Below are 15,678 nucleotides of genomic sequence, written 5' to 3' on the forward strand. Positions count from 1 at the left end.
TGGTCCGTCAAACGGGGCAGGCCCCCGGCACGGGGGTGCGGGGGCCTGCCTCGGAGGACCTGAGCTGCTGCCGTGGAGCGCGTCAGTGCACGGACGTGCTCACCGGGCTGCGGTGTGGGCTCGGCAGCGCTGTTCTGCTCGGCTCAGTAGCGGTAGTGGTCCGGCTTGTACGGGCCCTCGACCTCCACGCCGATGTACTCGGCCTGCTCGGGGCGGAGCGTGGTGAGCTTCACGCCGAGCGCGTCGAGGTGGAGGCGGGCGACCTTCTCGTCGAGGTGCTTGGGCAGCACGTAGACGCCGGTCGGGTACTCGTCGGGCTTGGTGAACAGCTCGATCTGGGCCAGGGTCTGGTCCGCGAAGGAGTTGGACATCACGAACGACGGGTGGCCGGTGGCGTTGCCCAGGTTCAGCAGGCGGCCCTCGGAGAGGACGATGATCACCTTGCCGTCGGGGAAGGTCCAGGTGTGGACCTGCGGCTTGATCTCGTCCTTGACGATGCCGGGGATCTTCGCGAGGCCGGCCATGTCGATCTCGTTGTCGAAGTGGCCGATGTTGCCGACGATTGCCTGGTGCTTCATCTTGGCCATGTCGCCGGCGATGATGATGTCCTTGTTGCCGGTCGTGGTGATGAAGATGTCGGCCTTGTCGATGACCTCGTCGAGGGTCGTGACCTGGTAGCCGTCCATCGCGGCCTGGAGGGCGCAGATCGGGTCGATCTCGGTGACGATCACGCGGGCGCCCTGTCCGCGCAGGGACTCCGCGCAGCCCTTGCCCACGTCGCCGTAGCCGCAGACGACCGCGGTCTTGCCGCCGATGAGGACGTCGGTGGCGCGGTTGATGCCGTCGACGAGCGAGTGGCGGCAGCCGTACTTGTTGTCGAACTTCGACTTGGTGACGGCGTCGTTGACGTTGATCGCCGGGAACAGGAGGGTGCCGTCGCGCTGCATCTCGTACAGGCGGTGGACGCCGGTCGTGGTCTCCTCGGTCACGCCGCGGATCTCGGAGGCCAGCTGGGTCCACTTCTGCGAGCCGTCCGTGATGGTGCGGTGCAGGAGTTCGAGGATGACGCGGTGCTCGTCGGACTCGGCGGTGTCGACGTCCGGGACCTTGCCGTCCTTCTCGTACTCGACTCCCTTGTGGACGAGGAGGGTGGCGTCACCGCCGTCGTCCAGGATCATGTTCGGGCCGCCGGTGGGGCTGTCCGGCCAGGTCAGCGCCTGCTCCGTGCACCACCAGTACTCCTCCAGGGTCTCGCCCTTCCAGGCGAAGACCGGGACGCCCTGCGGGTTGTCGGGCGTGCCGTTCGGGCCTACGGCGATGGCGGCCGCGGCGTGGTCCTGGGTGGAGAAGATGTTGCAGGAGGCCCAGCGGACCCGGGCGCCGAGGGCGACCAGGGTCTCGATGAGCACGGCGGTCTGCACGGTCATGTGCAGGGAGCCGGTGACGCGGGCGCCGGCCAGGGGCTGCGCCTCGGCGTACTCCTTGCGGATCGCCATCAGGCCGGGCATCTCGTGCTCGGCGAGGGTGATCTCCTTGCGGCCGAACTCGGCCAGGGAGAGGTCGGCGACCTTGAAGTCCTGTCGGTTTTCGACAGTCGTCATTGAGAGCTGCTCCTCGGGATTGGGTCGAGGTGGGTACGGCTGGTCTGCGCGGCGGCGGACACAGGGGTGCCCGAAAGAGGACACAGGCATGCCCGCGTGCGCGCAGCGCAGTCCGTCGGAGGCCCTCTCTCCCTCGGCCGGTCCGCGGTGGGACCGCCCGACCGCCATCAGCAGCGACGTCTGGCTCCGTCCCAAGCTACACCGGGGGCGCCTGCGATCCCCAGTCCGCAGGCAAACACATCGAGCCGATCCCGTAACGGCCGGGGGTGGGACTGTCGGTGAGGTGTGGGGGCGAGGGAAGGCCGCGGGGCCCGCCGAGTGGGTCGGCGGGCCCCGCGGCCGGAGGAGACGTAGGGGGTGTCAGTGGTCGGTGGAGTGCGGGGTGGGGCCGCCGGGGCTTGCGTCGGGGTCGGAGCCCTTGGCGGCTTCGGCCTGGCTGTAGATGTCCGGCTCGAGGTAGATCACGCGGGCGATCGGGACGGCTTCGCGGATGCGGGACTCGGCGGCGTCGATGGCGGCGGCGATCTCCGTGGCCGTCTCCTCGTGGTGGACGGCGATCTTGGCGGCGACGAGCAGTTCCTCGGGGCCGAGGTGGAGCGTGCGCATGTGGATGATGCGGGTGACCGTGTCACCGTCGACGAGGGCGGCCTCGATCTTCTGGGTCTCCTCGACGCCGGCGGACTCGCCGAGCAGCAGCGACTTGGTCTCGGCGGCGAGGACCAGGGCGATCAGGATGAGCAGGATGCCGATGCAGAGGGTGCCGATGCCGTCCCAGACGCTGTCGCCGGTGAGCAGGGCGAGGCCGACGCCGCCGAGCGCGAGGAACAGGCCGACGAGGGCGCCGAGGTCCTCCAGGAGGACGACCGGGAGCTCGGGGGCCTTGGCGTGGCGGACGAACTCCTTCCAGGAGCGCTGGCCCCGCAGGACGTTGGACTCCTTGATGGCCGTGCGGAAGGAGAAGGTCTCGGCGATGATCGCGAAGACCAGGACGCCGACCGGCCAGTACCAGTGCGTCAGCTCGTGCGGGTGCTTGATCTTCTCGTAACCCTCGTAGAGGGCGAACATGCCGCCGACCGAGAAGAGGACGATGGAGACGAGGAAGGCGTAGATGTAGCGCTCGCGGCCGTAGCCGAAGGGGTGTTGCGGGGTGGCCTCGCGCTTCGCCTTCTTGCCGCCGACAAGCAGCAGTGCCTGGTTGCCGGAGTCTGCGACCGAGTGCACGGACTCGGCGAGCATCGACGACGAGCCGCTGAAGAGGAACGCCACGAACTTCGCTACCGCGATCGCGAGGTTGGCGACCAGTGCCGCCACGATCGCCTTGGTGCCGCCTGACGCGCTCATATGTTCGCGTTGTCCCTTCGTACGCCGTTCCAGGGCCGGGATGCCGCCTTGGTGCGGCACCCGTGGCTTTGCCCGTGCTTGACGGTGGGCCATTGTTGCAGCCCGCTCGGGCCGCGGTGCTTCAGGTCACCAGCACGGGGGGCATCGAAACGGTCAGGCGACGACGGTGGCCCGGAAGAGCGTGCCGGTTCCTGACACTTCGGCCTTTTCGCCGGCCGGGACGAAGACGGACCGGCCGGGGGTCAGGTCGTGTTCACCCGCCCGGACCGTACCGGCGGTGCAGAGCAGGATCTGCGGGGTCGCGCGGGTGAGGTCGTGGGCGCTGCCGGCTTCGGGGAGGACGTAGCGGGACAGGCGGAACTCGTCGATCGGGGTCTCGTAGACCTCCTCGCCGTCCGGGGAGGCCTCGGGGCGCAGGACGCCGGGGTCGCTGGGCCGGAAGCGGACGATGCGCAGGAGCTCGGGGACGTCGACGTGCTTGGGGGTCAGGCCGCAGCGCAGGACGTTGTCGGAGTTGGCCATGATCTCGACGCCGAGGCCGTTCAGGTAGGCGTGCGGGACGCCGGCGCCCAGGTAGAGGGCCTCGCCGGGCTGGAGCCGGACGTGGTTCAGCAGCATCGCGGCGATGACTCCGGGGTCGCCCGGGTAGTGGTGGGCGATGTCGGCGTAGGGGGCGTAGGTGCCACCGAGGCGGGTGCAGGCGGCGGCCGCCTCCGCCACGGTTCGGGACATCTCCTCGGGGTCGGCGGTGAGGATCGCCGTGAGGACCTCGCGCAGGGCGGCGGCCTCGGGGTGGGCGTGCAGCAGGTCGACGTACGGCTTGAGAGAGTCGACGCCGAGGTCGTCGAGCAGGCCGGCGGCCTCCAGCGGGTCGCGGAAGCCGCACAGGCCGTCGAACTCGGTGAGGGCGCAGATCAGTTCGGGCTTGTGGTTGGCGTCCTTGTAGTTGCGGTGCGGGGCGTCCGCGGGGATACCGCGGCGCTCCTCGTCCGCGTAGCCCTCCTTGGCCTGCTCCAGGTCGGGGTGGACCTGGAGGGAGAGGGGGGCGCCCGCGGCGAGGATCTTGAGGAGGAAGGGCAAGCGGGGGCCGAACTTGGCGACGGCGGCCGGTCCGAGTTCCTTTTCGGGGTCGGCGTCGATGACCTCGACGAGCGTGCCCCGGTCGGTGCGTGAGGGTGCGCCGGGGTGGGCGCCCATCCACAGCTCCGCCTGCGGCTCGCCGGTCGGTTCGGTGCCGAGCAGGTGCGGGATGGCGGTGGGGGAACCCCAGGCGTAGGGGCGGATGGTGTTGTCGAGGCGGTCCATGGGGGTCTCTCTGGGTGTTCGGGCGTGCGGGCGCGTCAGGGTGTCTGGGGAATGATCAGGCCCTCGAAGCGAGCGCCAGGTAAACCGCGGCGAAATCCGTGATGGCGATCAGTTCCGCGAGGGTCTCGAGTTCGCCGCCCGCCTCCGGTTCCAGTTCGCTGATCGGCGTGTCGTGGCTGAGGGCCAGGTCGCGGGCGCCGGGGGCGGCGGTGAGGCCGCCGATGGGGCGGTCGCGCAGGAGCACCACGCGCGCGTGCAGGGCGGGTGGTTCCTCGACGCGGTCGCGGAAGAAGTCGTCGGGGTTGGCGCTGGCGGCCAGGGGGCCGGCGAGCAGGGCGCTGTGTGCGGCGAGAGCCTCGGGGAGCTCGGCGACGACCGCGGGGGTGCCGGAGAGTTCGGCGAGCGCGGCGGCGAAACGGCGGCCCGCCGGGCCGGCCGAGGTGCCCTCGGTCCAGACGATCGGGAGCGCGTCGGCGAGTTCGGCGGCGAGGGTCTTGGCGGGGTTGCTGTAGGTGGCGATGGCGGGGCCGCAGCGTTCGGCGACGGCGTCGAGGCGGTCGGCGACCTTGCCGAGGGCGTCCGGCGGGGCGGCGAGGACTCCCGTACGGTCCAGCAGCGCGAGCAGTGGGGTGAGCAGCGCCCACAGAACGCCGGGGGCGGAGGCGGCGAGGGGCTCGTCCTGGTCGTACGGGGCGGTCGCCATGGGGACGAACAGGCCGTGCGAGCCGTTCACCGCGTCGGCGAGCGGGGAGCGGCTGGGGGCTACGGCGACGGCGTTGCAGCCGCGGCGGTAGGCCTGCTCGGCGAGGAGGGACAGGCCCGGTTCGGTGCCGTCCGGGGTGGTGATCAGGAGGAGGTCGACGGAGCCGACCCAGCCGGGCAGCTCCCAGCGCAGGGCGCCCGCGGCGGGGGCGACGCCGGTGGGGGCCAGCCGCGTGACCGGGCTGCCGGCGCCGGCGAGGGTGCCGATGAGGTCGGCGGCGTGGGTGGCGGCGGCGCCCGGGCCGGCGATGAGGACGGCGCGTGGGCGGCCGTCGGGCTTGAGGTCGTTGATGCCGGCCTCGGCGGAGTGGCGGGCGGCCGTGCGGACGCGGGCGCCGGCTTCTGCGGCGCCGCGGAGCAGCCCGCGGTGATCGGCCTCGGAGAGGCCCTCCGGGGAGTCGAGCAGCGATTCGTCGAGCATGGGCGGCTGCCTCCGATGGCCGGGGTCCGTTCGGGCCCCGTATTTGGGGGTGTCCTACGTCGGTGCCCGTTGTGCCGGGGGGCTATGTGCACCGGGGGTTCACGCGAGTGTGTCTGCCCGGGCGGGGGCTACGCGGGGCGGCGGGCCTCGTCGACCAGGAGGACGGGGATGCCGTCGCGGACGGGGTAGGCCAGGCCGCAGTTCTGGTCGGTGCAGAGCAATTCGGTGTCCTGCTCCTTGAGGGGGGCGTGGCAGGCCGGGCAGGCGAGGATTTCGAGGAGGCCGGCTTCGAGTGCCATGCGGGGTCCCTTCGGGATTGGACGGGGTGGGCGTTGGTGCTGGGGGTGGTGCGGATGTGCCTGGTCAGGGTACCGCCGGTGGGGGTGGTTGGTAGGTGCGATGGGTGGGTGGGTGGTGAAGGGGCTCCACCCCTTTGACCCCGGGCTTCGCCCCCTGGCCCCCTGGGCCTGTGCCCACCCGCCGCACGAAGCGGTCGGACAAGAGGCTGGACTCGCCGACCCGTCAGGCCCTGATGATCGCCAGTGCCTCGTCCCTCACCCTGGCCATCGTCTCCGGGTCCCTCGCCTCCGCGTTCAGGCGGAGCAGTGGCTCCGTGTTGGAGGGGCGGACGTTGAACCACCAGTCGGTGGCGGAGACGGTCAGGCCGTCCAGGTCGTCGAGGGTGATGCCCTCGCGGCCCTCGTACGCGGAGCGGATCGCGGCGAGGCGGGCCGACTGGTCGGTGACCGTGGAGTTGATCTCGCCGGAGCCGGCGTAACGGTCGTACTGGGCGACGAGGGCGGAGAGCGGTCCCGACTGGCCGCCGAGGGCCGCCAGGACGTGGAGGGCGGCCAGCATGCCCGTGTCGGCGTTCCAGAAGTCGCGGAAGTAGTAGTGCGCGGAGTGTTCGCCGCCGAAGATCGCGCCCGACCGCGCCATTTCCGCCTTGATGAAGGAGTGGCCCACGCGAGTGCGGACCGGGGTGCCGCCGTTCTCCGCGACGACCTCGGGGACCGACCAGGACGTGATCAGGTTGTGGATGATCGTGCCCTTGCCGCCGTGCCTGGCCAGTTCGCGGGAGGCGACCAGGGCGGTGATCGCCGACGGGGAGACCGGCTCGCCTTGCTCGTCGACGACGAAGCAGCGGTCGGCGTCGCCGTCGAAGGCGAGGCCGAGGTCGGCGCCCTCCTCGCGGACGCGCTTCTGGAGGTCGACGAGGTTGGCGGGGTCGAGGGGGTTGGCCTCGTGGTTGGGGAAGGTGCCGTCAAGTTCGAAGTACATCGGGACGAGCGTCAGGGGCAGGCCGGCGAAGACCTCGGGGACCGTGTGGCCGCCCATGCCGTTGCCCGCGTCGACGACGACCTTCAGGGGGCGGATGGAGGTCAGGTCGACCAGGGAGCGCAGGTACGCCGCGTAGTCCGACAACGTGTCGCGTCCGGTGATGGTTCCGGGCGTCGCGGCGGGCTCGGGGGCGCCCGACTCGCTCCAGCGCTCGACCAGTTCGCGGATCTCGGCGAGGCCGGTGTCCTGGCCGACCGGGGCGGCTCCCATGCGGCACATCTTGATGCCGTTGTACTGCGCCGGGTTGTGGGAGGCGGTGAACATGGCGCCCGGCAGGTTCAGCGCGCCGGAGGCGTAGTAGAGCTGGTCCGTCGAGCACAGGCCGATCTCCGTCACGTCGGCGCCCAGCGCCGCCGCCCCGCGCGCGAAGGCACGCGACAGGCCCGGTGAGGAGGGCCGCATGTCGTGCCCGGTCGCGATGGCGCTCGCGCCGGTGACCCGCACGAAGGCCGCTCCGAAGAGCTCGGCCAGGGACTCGTCCCACTGGTCGGGGACGACCCCGCGTACGTCGTACGCCTTCACGACCTGCGACAGATCAGCAGCCACGGCCAACCTTCCTGAAAAAGTACTGTCGGTCCGCACAAACTACCCCCGCCCGCTGACAGCGCGCTGTGCGGACGCCCAGTGGACGCCCGGACGTCATCTCTTGTCAGGGCAGCATCCAGCCCAGGACGGGTGTGCTCTGGCCGACCACGATCAGGCACATCACCAGCAGCAGGCCCAGGCTCCACGGCAGTACCCTGCGCAGCAAGTCGCCCTCGCGGCCCGCGAGTCCGACGGCCGCGCAGGCGATGGTGAGGTTCTGCGGGGAGATCATCTTGCCCAGGACGCCGCCGGAGCTGTTGGCGGCGGCCAGGAGGTCGGGCGACAGTCCCGACTCGCGGGCGGCGGTCACCTGGAGGGCGCCGAAGAGCGCGTTGGCCGAGGTGTCCGATCCGGTCACGGCGACGCCGAACCAGCCGAGGACGGGCGACAGGAAGGCGAGACCGGCTCCGGCCGCCGCCACGAAGTGGCCGATGGTCGCCGCCTGGCCGGAGAGGTTCATGACGTACGCGAGCCCCAGGACGGACGTCACCGTCAGGATCGCGAAGCGCAGCTCGTGGACCGTCGCGAGCCACTCCTTCACCGCCACCCGCGCGTGCACCCCGATGACGGCGGCCGTGCAGATGCCGGCGAGCAGCACGAGCGTGCCGCCGGTCGACACGATCGGCCAGGTGAAGACGTTGCCGCCGACCGGTTCGCCGTCGGAGCCGAGCACGTTCAACAAGGGCCAGTCGTAGGTCTGGGTGGCCTTGTCCAGCCAGTCCTTGACGGCCGGGACCTGGGCGGCGGAGAAGACCAGGACGATCAGCGCGTAGGGGGCGTACGCGCGCAGGACCTCGCGGGGCGGGTCCTCCTCGTCCAGTTCCTCGCTGCGTACTCCGGTCAGTACGGAGACGCGTACGGACTCGGCGGTGGGCACGCGCGCGTGCGGAACGGCGGCCAGGGCGCCCGCGCCCGCCAGCGCGGCGCCGATGTCGGCGAGTTGGGCGGAGACGTAGTTGGAGGCGGCGAACTGGGCGACGGCGAAGGCGACTCCGCAGGCGAGGGCGGGCACCCAGGTCTCGCGCAGCCCGCGCCGGCCGTCCACGAGCCAGACCAGCACGAGGGGCACCACGAGGGCCAGCAGCGGCGTCTGACGGCCCACCACGGACGCCACGGAGTCCAGCGGCAGCCCCGTGACTTGGGCCAGCGTGACGACCGGCGTACCCATCGCGCCGAAGGCCACGGGCGCGGTGTTGGCGACCAGGGCGACTACGGCGGCGCGCACCGGTTCGAACCCGAGGGCGACCAGCATGACCGCGCTGATCGCGACGGGCGCCCCGAAGCCGGCGAGCGCCTCCAGCAGCGCCCCGAAGCAGAAGGCGATGACGAGTGCCTGGATGCGGGGGTCGTCGGACAGCCGCCCGAAGGACCGGCGCAGGATGTCGAAGTGCCGGGTGCGGACCGTCATCCGGTACACCCACAGGGCGTTGACGACGATCCACAGGATGGGGAAGAGGCCGAAGGCGGCGCCCTGGGCGGCGCTGGAGAGCGTCTGGTCCAGGGGCATGCCGTAGGCGAGCCGGGCGACGAGAACGGCGGCGAGGAGGCCGGTCAGGCCCGCCAGGTGCGCCTTCAGGCGGACGCCACCGAGCAGGACCAGGACGATCACGAGGGGCAGGGCCGCCACGAGGGCGGACAGGCCCAGTGAGCCGGCGACGGGTTCCAGTTCCTGGACGTACACGGGCACCTCCCCGGTTTCCGTCATGTGAAAGCGATTTCTCGCTACCCCAAAACGGAATGGTCATGTCCGCGCCAAGCACGCGTCAATGGGTGTGCGCGGGGAGGAACCGTGGGTGTGGTCAGTTGTCGGGCGACCGGAGGACGCGCAGGTGCCCTCGCCGGGCGACCTCCATCGGGTCGGCCGCGCGCCCGCCGCCACCGGCCGCCCGTTCCTGAGGACGGGCCGCCTCTCGCACGGCGTTCGCAAGCGCTTCCAGGTCGTCGCCGCTGGGACGCGCCGGGGCCGAGCCGTCGAGGAGCCGGACGACCTCCCAGCCGCGCGGGGCGGTGAGGCGCTCCGAGTGCTCGGCGCACAGGTCGTAGCAGTGGGGTTCGGCGTAGGTGGCGAGCGGGCCGAGGACCGCGGTCGAGTCGGCGTAGACGTACGTCAGCGTCGCGACGGCGGGACGGCCGCAGGCGGTGCGCGAACAGCGACGTACAGGGCTCACGACGTTGGACGGTACCGCACTCTTGAGCGGGCCGCGACGACTCTCCACCAGGTCACTCCCCCGTGTCGTGCTGTGAAACGCCCCACACACCTCTTCCGGAGCACCCTGCTGACCTGCCCGGACACCGTCGTCCGGGGTATCGAACGGTCCCTCAAGCGGTCAAGAATCGTCGCAAGACCCTCAATTGCCGTGAGGTTGCCGGTCTCGGCGGGATACGGAATCGAGCCCAACCTTGGCTGGAATGGCCATGTAACGACATGCCGAACCGGTCGGCCGGATGGCGTCCGTACCGCCGTGCGGTGCCGGGCGCAGGGGCGCGGCGGGGACTACCCTTCACCAGTGATGGACAAGCCCGTAACGCCCCGAGCCGCCGCCCCCGGGCCCCGCCGCCGTGATCGCCACGGCCGGGGCATGCGCGGCCCGATCGCGCCGCCGCAGGTGCCGCTCGCCGCCAGCCGTGCGGAGGCGTTCGCGGATCTGGTGCAGGACTCCGTGGAGCGCCTGGAGCGGCGGTGGCCGCAGCTCGCCGACATCGACTTCCTGGTGCTGGAGGTGCCGCGGCTCGACGGGCCCGGCCAGGCCTGGAACGACGAGGCGGTCCCGCTGGGCGGCACGATCAGCGCCCGCGAGGGCCGCCCCGCGCGCGTGGTGGTCTACCGGCGGCCGGTCGAGATCCGCACCAAGGGGCGCGACGAGCGGGCGGCGCTGGTGCACGAGGTCGTCGTCGAGCAGGTCGCCGAGCTGCTCGGGCTGACGCCGGAGACGGTGGATCCGCGGTACGGCGAGGACCAGGGCTGAGACGGCCGGCGGCTGGCCGGCCGGACTACTTCTGCAACACCGACAGGTCCTCGTCCGCCTCCGGTACCGCGACCGTCCCCCGGTCGTCGGGCAGCGTCTGCACGGTGAAGCCCGGGACACCGCCCTCCGTCGCCGCCAGGGTGCGGGCGCCGTAGACCGGGCCGCCGGACTTCGGCTCGACCGTGAGCGCGTACGTGCCCTTCAGGCCGCTGGGGACCGGGGGCTCGATGTCCTGAGTCGTTCCGGCCTTGATCGTGTACGTCTTCGACACCGGTGTGCCGCCCTCACTGCCCGCCGAGGCGGTGACCTCGACCGTGGCGGTGCGGCCGGGGGCGGTCAGGGACAGTGTGCTGCCCTTGCCGCTGTTGTCCGCGGACGTCGCGCGTGTGCCGACGGGGCGGGTGGCCGGGATGAACGCCGTCTCCTGCTTGTCGCCCTTGCCGCGTACGACCCGCAGGGCCGCCACGACCGGCACGGACTGGTCGGTCGGCGTCAGCACCAGGGAGCCCGCCTCGCCGCGTGTCACGTCGCCGAGGTCGACGGCGGTGGTCATACCACCCTTGATGTGCACCGTCTCGTGTCCCGCCGGGGTGATCAGCCCGGAGGGGGAGGCGAGGCGCAGCTTGAGGTCCGCGTCGGCGTCGCCGGGGGTGAAGGCGACCAGGCGCACGGAGGTGGCGTCCCTGGGAATGCCGGGCAGGACCAGGCTGCCCGTCGGGTCCGTGGACGCGGCCAGCCAGTCGCCGCCGAGCTTGTCGTCCAGGGCCTGCACCGCGGCGCCGACCCGTCCGCTGCGGACGTTGACGTGCACGGTGAGGTCGGTCTGCTGCTCGTCGGTGAGGGTGGACAGCAGGACCGGCTCGCTGGAGTGCGGCTGGACCGTGATGCCCTCCCCCACCGTGGACTGGAGGGCGCCGTCCTTGCCGTAGAGCTCGATGTCGACCACGGCGGCCGAGTCGTCCGGGTTCGTCAGATGGACGTAGTCGGTGCGGTCGGCCGCGGTGCTGGCGCCGGGGAACCAGAAACTCGTGTCCGGGGCCGTGCAGTTGATGCCCTGAAGGCCGCGACCGGTCCCCGCGGCGACCTCCGTCGTCTCCTGGACGGTCCAGCCGGGCGCGAACCTGCCGTCCGCGGTCCCGACCAGCGCGGGCGATTCGGCGCCCGAGCTGTCACCGGTGACCGGCTTGCCTGGCTCCTTGGAGGTCGGCACGGGCTTCCCGGTCTTCCGCTCGCCGGACTTCCCGTCGCCCTTGCCCTTGCCACCCCCCGCGCCCGAGCCGTCTCGCGACTCCTGGGCGGCCGCCAGGAGTTCGGCCTTGCCGCCGCTCCCGGTGCCCTTCGTGACGGGCGTGAAGGAGGTGTAGGACGTCTCCGCGATGTCGGACATGCTGGGCGCGGGGCACACCAGACTCGTGCGCTCCACGGGCAGTTGGGCGGCCGCCTTGGCGGTGGTGTCCGTGCCCGCGGTGTCCGGGGCGGACAGCGCGGCGAATCCGGTGACGGCGGCGAGCGCGGTCGCGCCGGCGATCAGGGACAGGGTGGTGCGGTTCACTGCTGGCTCCCGTCGGGACGCTCACTGCCCGTGCCGTGGGGGTGTTGCTGCTGTGCCGGGTCGTACGGCGTGCCGTAGCCCTGGAAGTAGGCCTGGTCGTAGCCCTGCTGGTCGTACGACGGGTTCGGGGGCTGGCCGCCGTACGCGTACGGGTCGTACTGGCCGCCCTGGTACGGGTCCGCCTGGTACTGCTGTCCGTACGCGTCCGCCGGGTACTGGGCGCCCTGGTACTGGTCGCCGTAGCCCGCGTACTCGCCGCTCTGGTAGCCGGCGTCGTCCCTCTCCCAGGCTCGAACATCCTCGCCCGGGGGGACCCCCATCCCGTAGTTCTGCTGCTGGGGCACGGGTGCCGGGGGCTGCTCGGCCTGCGGGGGCGGGAACTCCTCGGGCTGCGCCGCCCCTTCGGCCTCGGCTTCGGCCTGGGCGCGCAGGCGGCGGGCTCGGCGGCCCTCGCCCGCGACCGGCTGGGCGGGGACGGCCGGCTCCTCGGGCAGGTCGTCGTCGATGTCGCGGCGCCGGCCGGGCAGGGCGAGCACGACGAGCACGACGGCGAGGAGCCCCTGCGCCCACAGCCATGCGGTGTGGCCGACCGGGTCGTCGTAGGTGACGTCCAGCTTGCCGCCGGCGGCGGGTAGTTCGAAGCCCTGGGCCCAGCCGTCGACCGTGGTGCGGGCGAGCGGCTTGCCGTCGAGCGTGGCGGTCCAGCCGTCGGAGGCGGTGTCGGCCAGGCGCAGCACGCGTCCGTCGGGGCCGGTCGGGATCGTGGTGTGGATGTCGACGGGCCCGGCGGCGACGGGCTGGGGGGTGCCGGAGCCGGAGGCGGGGACGATGGTGGCGCGCGCGACCTCCTGGTCGATCTGCCACAGCGCACCGCCGTCCTGCTGGCTGAGCCGGGTCAGGCCGGGCGTGGCGTCCAGGACGCGGGTGACGTCGCGGGGAGCGCCCTGGTGGACGAGGACGTAGCGCACGGCGAAGCCGCCGAGCTGATCGGCCTGGTCGGCGCCGGAGCCGGCGACGAGGTTGGCGACGACCTTGTCGAGCCTGCTGTTCTCGCCGTCGGCCGCGGCGATCTCGCCGTCGCCGAGGCGGGCGCCGGAGCCGCGGACCAGCATGTATCCGACATGGGAGGCGGAGTCGCTGTCGAGGACGAGGGTGCGGGCCTGGTCGCTGCTGCCGCTCTCCTCGGCGACGAACGCGGGGACCTGTGTCGGGTCGCGCCGCTCCAGGGGGCCGTCGGCGCCGCGGATCATCCAGCCCGCGGCGACGAGCAGCGGGCCCGCGGCCGAGGCGAAGGCGATCAGCACGGCGACCGGCTGGCGCCAGCCGAAGCTCTGCTCGGCCACGCGCGCGCGTGCCCCGTCGGCGCCGAGCGCGGCGGCCGCCAGAAGGGCGATGCCGTAGACGAGGGTCGCGGGGCCGGACCAGGTGGAGCTGTTGGACAGGACCGCGAAGACGAAGCCGGTCAGGGCGGCCGTCCAGGCCGTCGAGATGCCCAGCCGGCGTTCCGAGCGGAGCAGGGCGGCGAGCGCGGCCAGCACGATGCCGATCAGCATCAGGCCGCTGACGGTGCCGGGGCCGCCCGGGCTGGCGCCGAGCAGGTCGAGGGCGGAGGCGGCCGAGGGGCCGTACTCCAGACCGGCTTCCTGGAAGAAACCGTACGGGAGCAATGACAGCGACCAGGGCGCGAGGACCAGCAGGGGTGTGCCGAGCTGGGCGAGGAACCGCAGCCCGTACGCCGTGATGTCGGCCCGGCGCAGGACCAGCAGCCCGGCGCCGAGGAGCAGCGCGATGGGCCACACGATCGGGGTGAACGCGGTGGTGATGGTCAGCAGCAGCGCGTACGCCCAGGTCGCGCGCCAACTGCCGCGTGCCCCCGAGGGGTTCGCCAGGCCGCTGGCGGCGATGCCCGCGCGGGCGATGAGCGGCAGCAGCACGGCCAGAACGGCGGTGCCGATCCGGCCGCCGGCGAGGGCGCCGGTGGCGGCGGGCAGGAAGGCGTAGACGACGGCCGCCCACGCGCGCAGCAGCCGGGACTCGACCAGCGGGCGGGAGGCGAAGTAGGCGGTGACACCGGCCAGCGGCACCGAGCAGACGAGCAGCAGCGTGACGGCGAGGCCGGTCGAGCCGAACAGCAGGGACGCCAGCATCGCCACGAGCGCGAGGTACGGCGGCGCGGAGGAGGTGCCGCCGGCGGCGACCGGATGCCAGGCGTCCAGGTAGCGCGCCCACAGTTCGGAGGAGTCGGCCGGGGCGGGCAGCAGGGCGCCGCCCGCGAGCGAGCCGCCGCCGAGGAGTTCGCGGCAGGCGACCAGGGAGACGAGCAGCAGCACCAGGAAGAGCACCGGGCCGGGCTTGCGCGCGATGCGCTTGAGCCGGGCGAACTGCTCGATCTCCAGGAAGTCGGCGTCGTCGCCGCCGGGGCCCGACTCGACGGCGCCGCCGTGCCGTCCGGCGCCGGAGGCGACCTCGGGGTCGGCGCGGCCGACGAGGTTGCCCGCGACCTGCTCGACGGTCATGCGGACGGTCGCGCCGGGCGGCGGGAACAGCGACCGCAACTCGTCCTTGTCGATCCGGGGAGCGCCTCTGCCGCGCCGCCCGGCGAGGATCCGTTCGGGCCTGAGCAGCGTGCCCATGAGGCCGCGGATCTCGTCGACGGCCTGTCCGGGCACCTTGCCGACGAGATAGGCGACGGTACGCAGCAGTGTGCCGAGCACGATCCGCAGCAGCACCCAGGGCAGCACGGCCGTACGCGTGTTGACGAGCAGGGTGTAGACGGCGCCGGCCTTGTCGACCTTGTGCGGGGAGGCGGCCGTGCGGCCCACGCAGTCGACCGTGCGGCGCTCGCGGGAGGCCGCCTCGGCGTGCCGGACGACCGCCTCGGGGGCGACCAGGACGCGGTAGCCCGCCGCGTGCGCGCGCCAGCACAGGTCGACGTCGTCGCGCATGAGGGGAAGGTGGCGGTCGAAGCCGCCCAGCTGTTCGAAGACGTCGCGGCGGATGAGCATGCCGGCGGTGGACACCGACAGCACGGGCCGGACGTGGTCGTGCTGGCCCTGGTCCTGCTCGCGGCGGTCCAGGCCGGTCCAGCGGCGGCCGGAGTTGGCGATGCTGACGCCGACCTCCAGCAGCTGCCGCCGGTCGTACCAGCCGCGGAGCTTCGGGCCCACGACGGCCACGTCCTCGCGGCCCAGCTCGTACTCGTTGTCCACGACCCGCAGCAGCTGGGCCAGGGCGTCCGGTTCCGGGGCGCAGTCGTCGTGCAGCAGCCACAGCCACTGCACCGGCTCTCCGTGCGGGAGCTCGGGCATGTCGTACGCGTCGTCGCGCCAGGAGCGGGTGACCGGGTCCCAGCCGCTGGGCCGCTTCAGGTACGGGAGGTGCTCGGGAGTGAGGACCGGGGCGGTGCGGCCGCACTCCTCGACGGCCTGGCCGAAGCCGGTGCGGCGGGCGAGGTGCAGCACGCGGTCGGCGCCGAGGGCGTCGGTGACCAGCTGGGCGGAGTCGTCCGCGCTGCCGGTGTCGGCGCCCATCGCGTACTGGACGGGTCGCTCCTGGCCGAGCAGCCCGGCGAGCGCGTCGGGCAGCCAGCGGGCGCCGTCGTGGGAGACGAGGACCGCGGTCACCACATGACGCGGGAACTCAGGTGTGGCAGCGCTGTCGTGATGAGCTGCCGGGTGGCTGTGCACGGACATCGAGGTACGGGCCCCGGTTCGGTGGACTGCGGTGGACGCCCGCGACCGGTGGGGGCAGCGGGGCGTCTCGGACGAGCGACCACACTATCGGCTGCGCAACAAGGGGGCCCGC

Annotated in this window: 11 protein-coding genes; 1 reads left to right on the forward strand and 10 read right to left on the reverse strand. The window is 72.6% G+C overall.

The genetic code is table 11. The features are described 5' to 3' along the window. Positions 1–143: 143 nt before the first annotated feature. The 8 genes from ahcY to V8690_RS16450 all read right to left on the reverse strand — a co-directional run bounded on the left by ahcY (position 144) and on the right by V8690_RS16450 (position 9,572). Entirely contained in the window at positions 144–1,601 is a 1,458-nt protein-coding gene (gene ahcY, locus V8690_RS16415; protein WP_338779616.1) for an adenosylhomocysteinase, read from the reverse strand. Positions 1,602–1,961: 360 nt separating this feature from the next. Continuing rightward, positions 1,962–2,942, reverse strand: a complete 981-nt coding sequence (locus V8690_RS16420; protein ID WP_338779618.1) for a cation diffusion facilitator family transporter — start codon at positions 2,940–2,942, stop codon at positions 1,962–1,964. A gap of 153 nt (positions 2,943–3,095) precedes the next feature. After that, positions 3,096–4,247, reverse strand: a complete 1,152-nt coding sequence (manA, locus tag V8690_RS16425) for a mannose-6-phosphate isomerase, class I (protein ID WP_338779620.1) — start codon at positions 4,245–4,247, stop codon at positions 3,096–3,098. A 55-nt stretch (positions 4,248–4,302) separates the two neighbouring features. Then, entirely contained in the window at positions 4,303–5,430 is a 1,128-nt protein-coding gene (locus V8690_RS16430) for an SIS domain-containing protein (RefSeq protein WP_338779622.1), read from the reverse strand. A 128-nt stretch (positions 5,431–5,558) separates the two neighbouring features. Continuing rightward, on the reverse strand, positions 5,559–5,729 hold the full coding sequence (locus V8690_RS16435) for a Trm112 family protein (RefSeq protein ID WP_078945647.1): 171 nt from the start codon (positions 5,727–5,729) through the stop codon (positions 5,559–5,561). 223 nt (positions 5,730–5,952) lie between these two features. Next, positions 5,953–7,317, reverse strand: coding sequence for a phosphomannomutase/phosphoglucomutase (locus V8690_RS16440; protein WP_338779627.1), 1,365 nt, complete (start codon positions 7,315–7,317; stop codon positions 5,953–5,955). Between the two features lie 103 nt (positions 7,318–7,420). Further along, positions 7,421–9,037, reverse strand: coding sequence for an L-lactate permease (locus V8690_RS16445; RefSeq protein WP_338785374.1), 1,617 nt, complete (start codon positions 9,035–9,037; stop codon positions 7,421–7,423). Between the two features lie 118 nt (positions 9,038–9,155). Next, entirely contained in the window at positions 9,156–9,572 is a 417-nt protein-coding gene (locus V8690_RS16450; protein ID WP_338779629.1) for a DUF3499 domain-containing protein, read from the reverse strand. Positions 9,573–9,866: 294 nt separating this feature from the next. Between V8690_RS16450 and V8690_RS16455 the strand changes: the two genes are divergently transcribed. Next, positions 9,867–10,322: a metallopeptidase family protein gene (locus V8690_RS16455; protein ID WP_078885356.1), complete on the forward strand. Its 456-nt coding sequence runs from the start codon at positions 9,867–9,869 to the stop codon at positions 10,320–10,322. 25 nt (positions 10,323–10,347) lie between these two features. Here V8690_RS16455 and V8690_RS16460 read toward each other — a convergent pair whose 3' ends face one another. Together V8690_RS16460 and V8690_RS16465 are read right to left on the reverse strand one after the other, a co-directional pair. Beyond that, positions 10,348–11,874 carry a DUF5719 family protein gene (locus tag V8690_RS16460; RefSeq protein ID WP_338779633.1) on the reverse strand — a complete coding sequence of 509 codons (1,527 nt, stop codon included), beginning with the start codon at positions 11,872–11,874 and terminating at the stop codon, positions 10,348–10,350. Continuing rightward, a complete protein-coding gene (locus V8690_RS16465; protein WP_338779635.1) occupies positions 11,871–15,566 on the reverse strand; it encodes a glycosyltransferase in 3,696 nt (1,231 codons plus the stop codon). The genes V8690_RS16460 and V8690_RS16465 overlap by 4 nt, the downstream gene beginning before the upstream one ends. Positions 15,567–15,678: the final 112 nt, after the last annotated feature.

This window comes from Streptomyces sp. DG1A-41, from assembly GCF_037055355.1.
Lineage (GTDB): Bacteria > Actinomycetota > Actinomycetes > Streptomycetales > Streptomycetaceae > Streptomyces.

Excerpts from the sequence above, each read along its gene's own strand:
- ahcY (WP_338779616.1), bottom strand. The coding sequence starts at position 1,601 with ATGACGACTGTCGAAAACCGACAGGACTTCAAGGTCGCCGACCTCTCC.
- V8690_RS16420 (WP_338779618.1), bottom strand. The coding sequence starts at position 2,942 with ATGAGCGCGTCAGGCGGCACCAAGGCGATCGTGGCGGCACTGGTCGCC.
- manA (WP_338779620.1), bottom strand. The coding sequence starts at position 4,247 with ATGGACCGCCTCGACAACACCATCCGCCCCTACGCCTGGGGTTCCCCC.
- V8690_RS16430 (WP_338779622.1), bottom strand. The coding sequence starts at position 5,430 with ATGCTCGACGAATCGCTGCTCGACTCCCCGGAGGGCCTCTCCGAGGCC.
- V8690_RS16435 (WP_078945647.1), bottom strand. The coding sequence starts at position 5,729 with ATGGCACTCGAAGCCGGCCTCCTCGAAATCCTCGCCTGCCCGGCCTGC.
- V8690_RS16455 (WP_078885356.1), top strand. The coding sequence starts at position 9,867 with ATGGACAAGCCCGTAACGCCCCGAGCCGCCGCCCCCGGGCCCCGCCGC.
- V8690_RS16465 (WP_338779635.1), bottom strand. The coding sequence starts at position 15,566 with ATGTCCGTGCACAGCCACCCGGCAGCTCATCACGACAGCGCTGCCACA.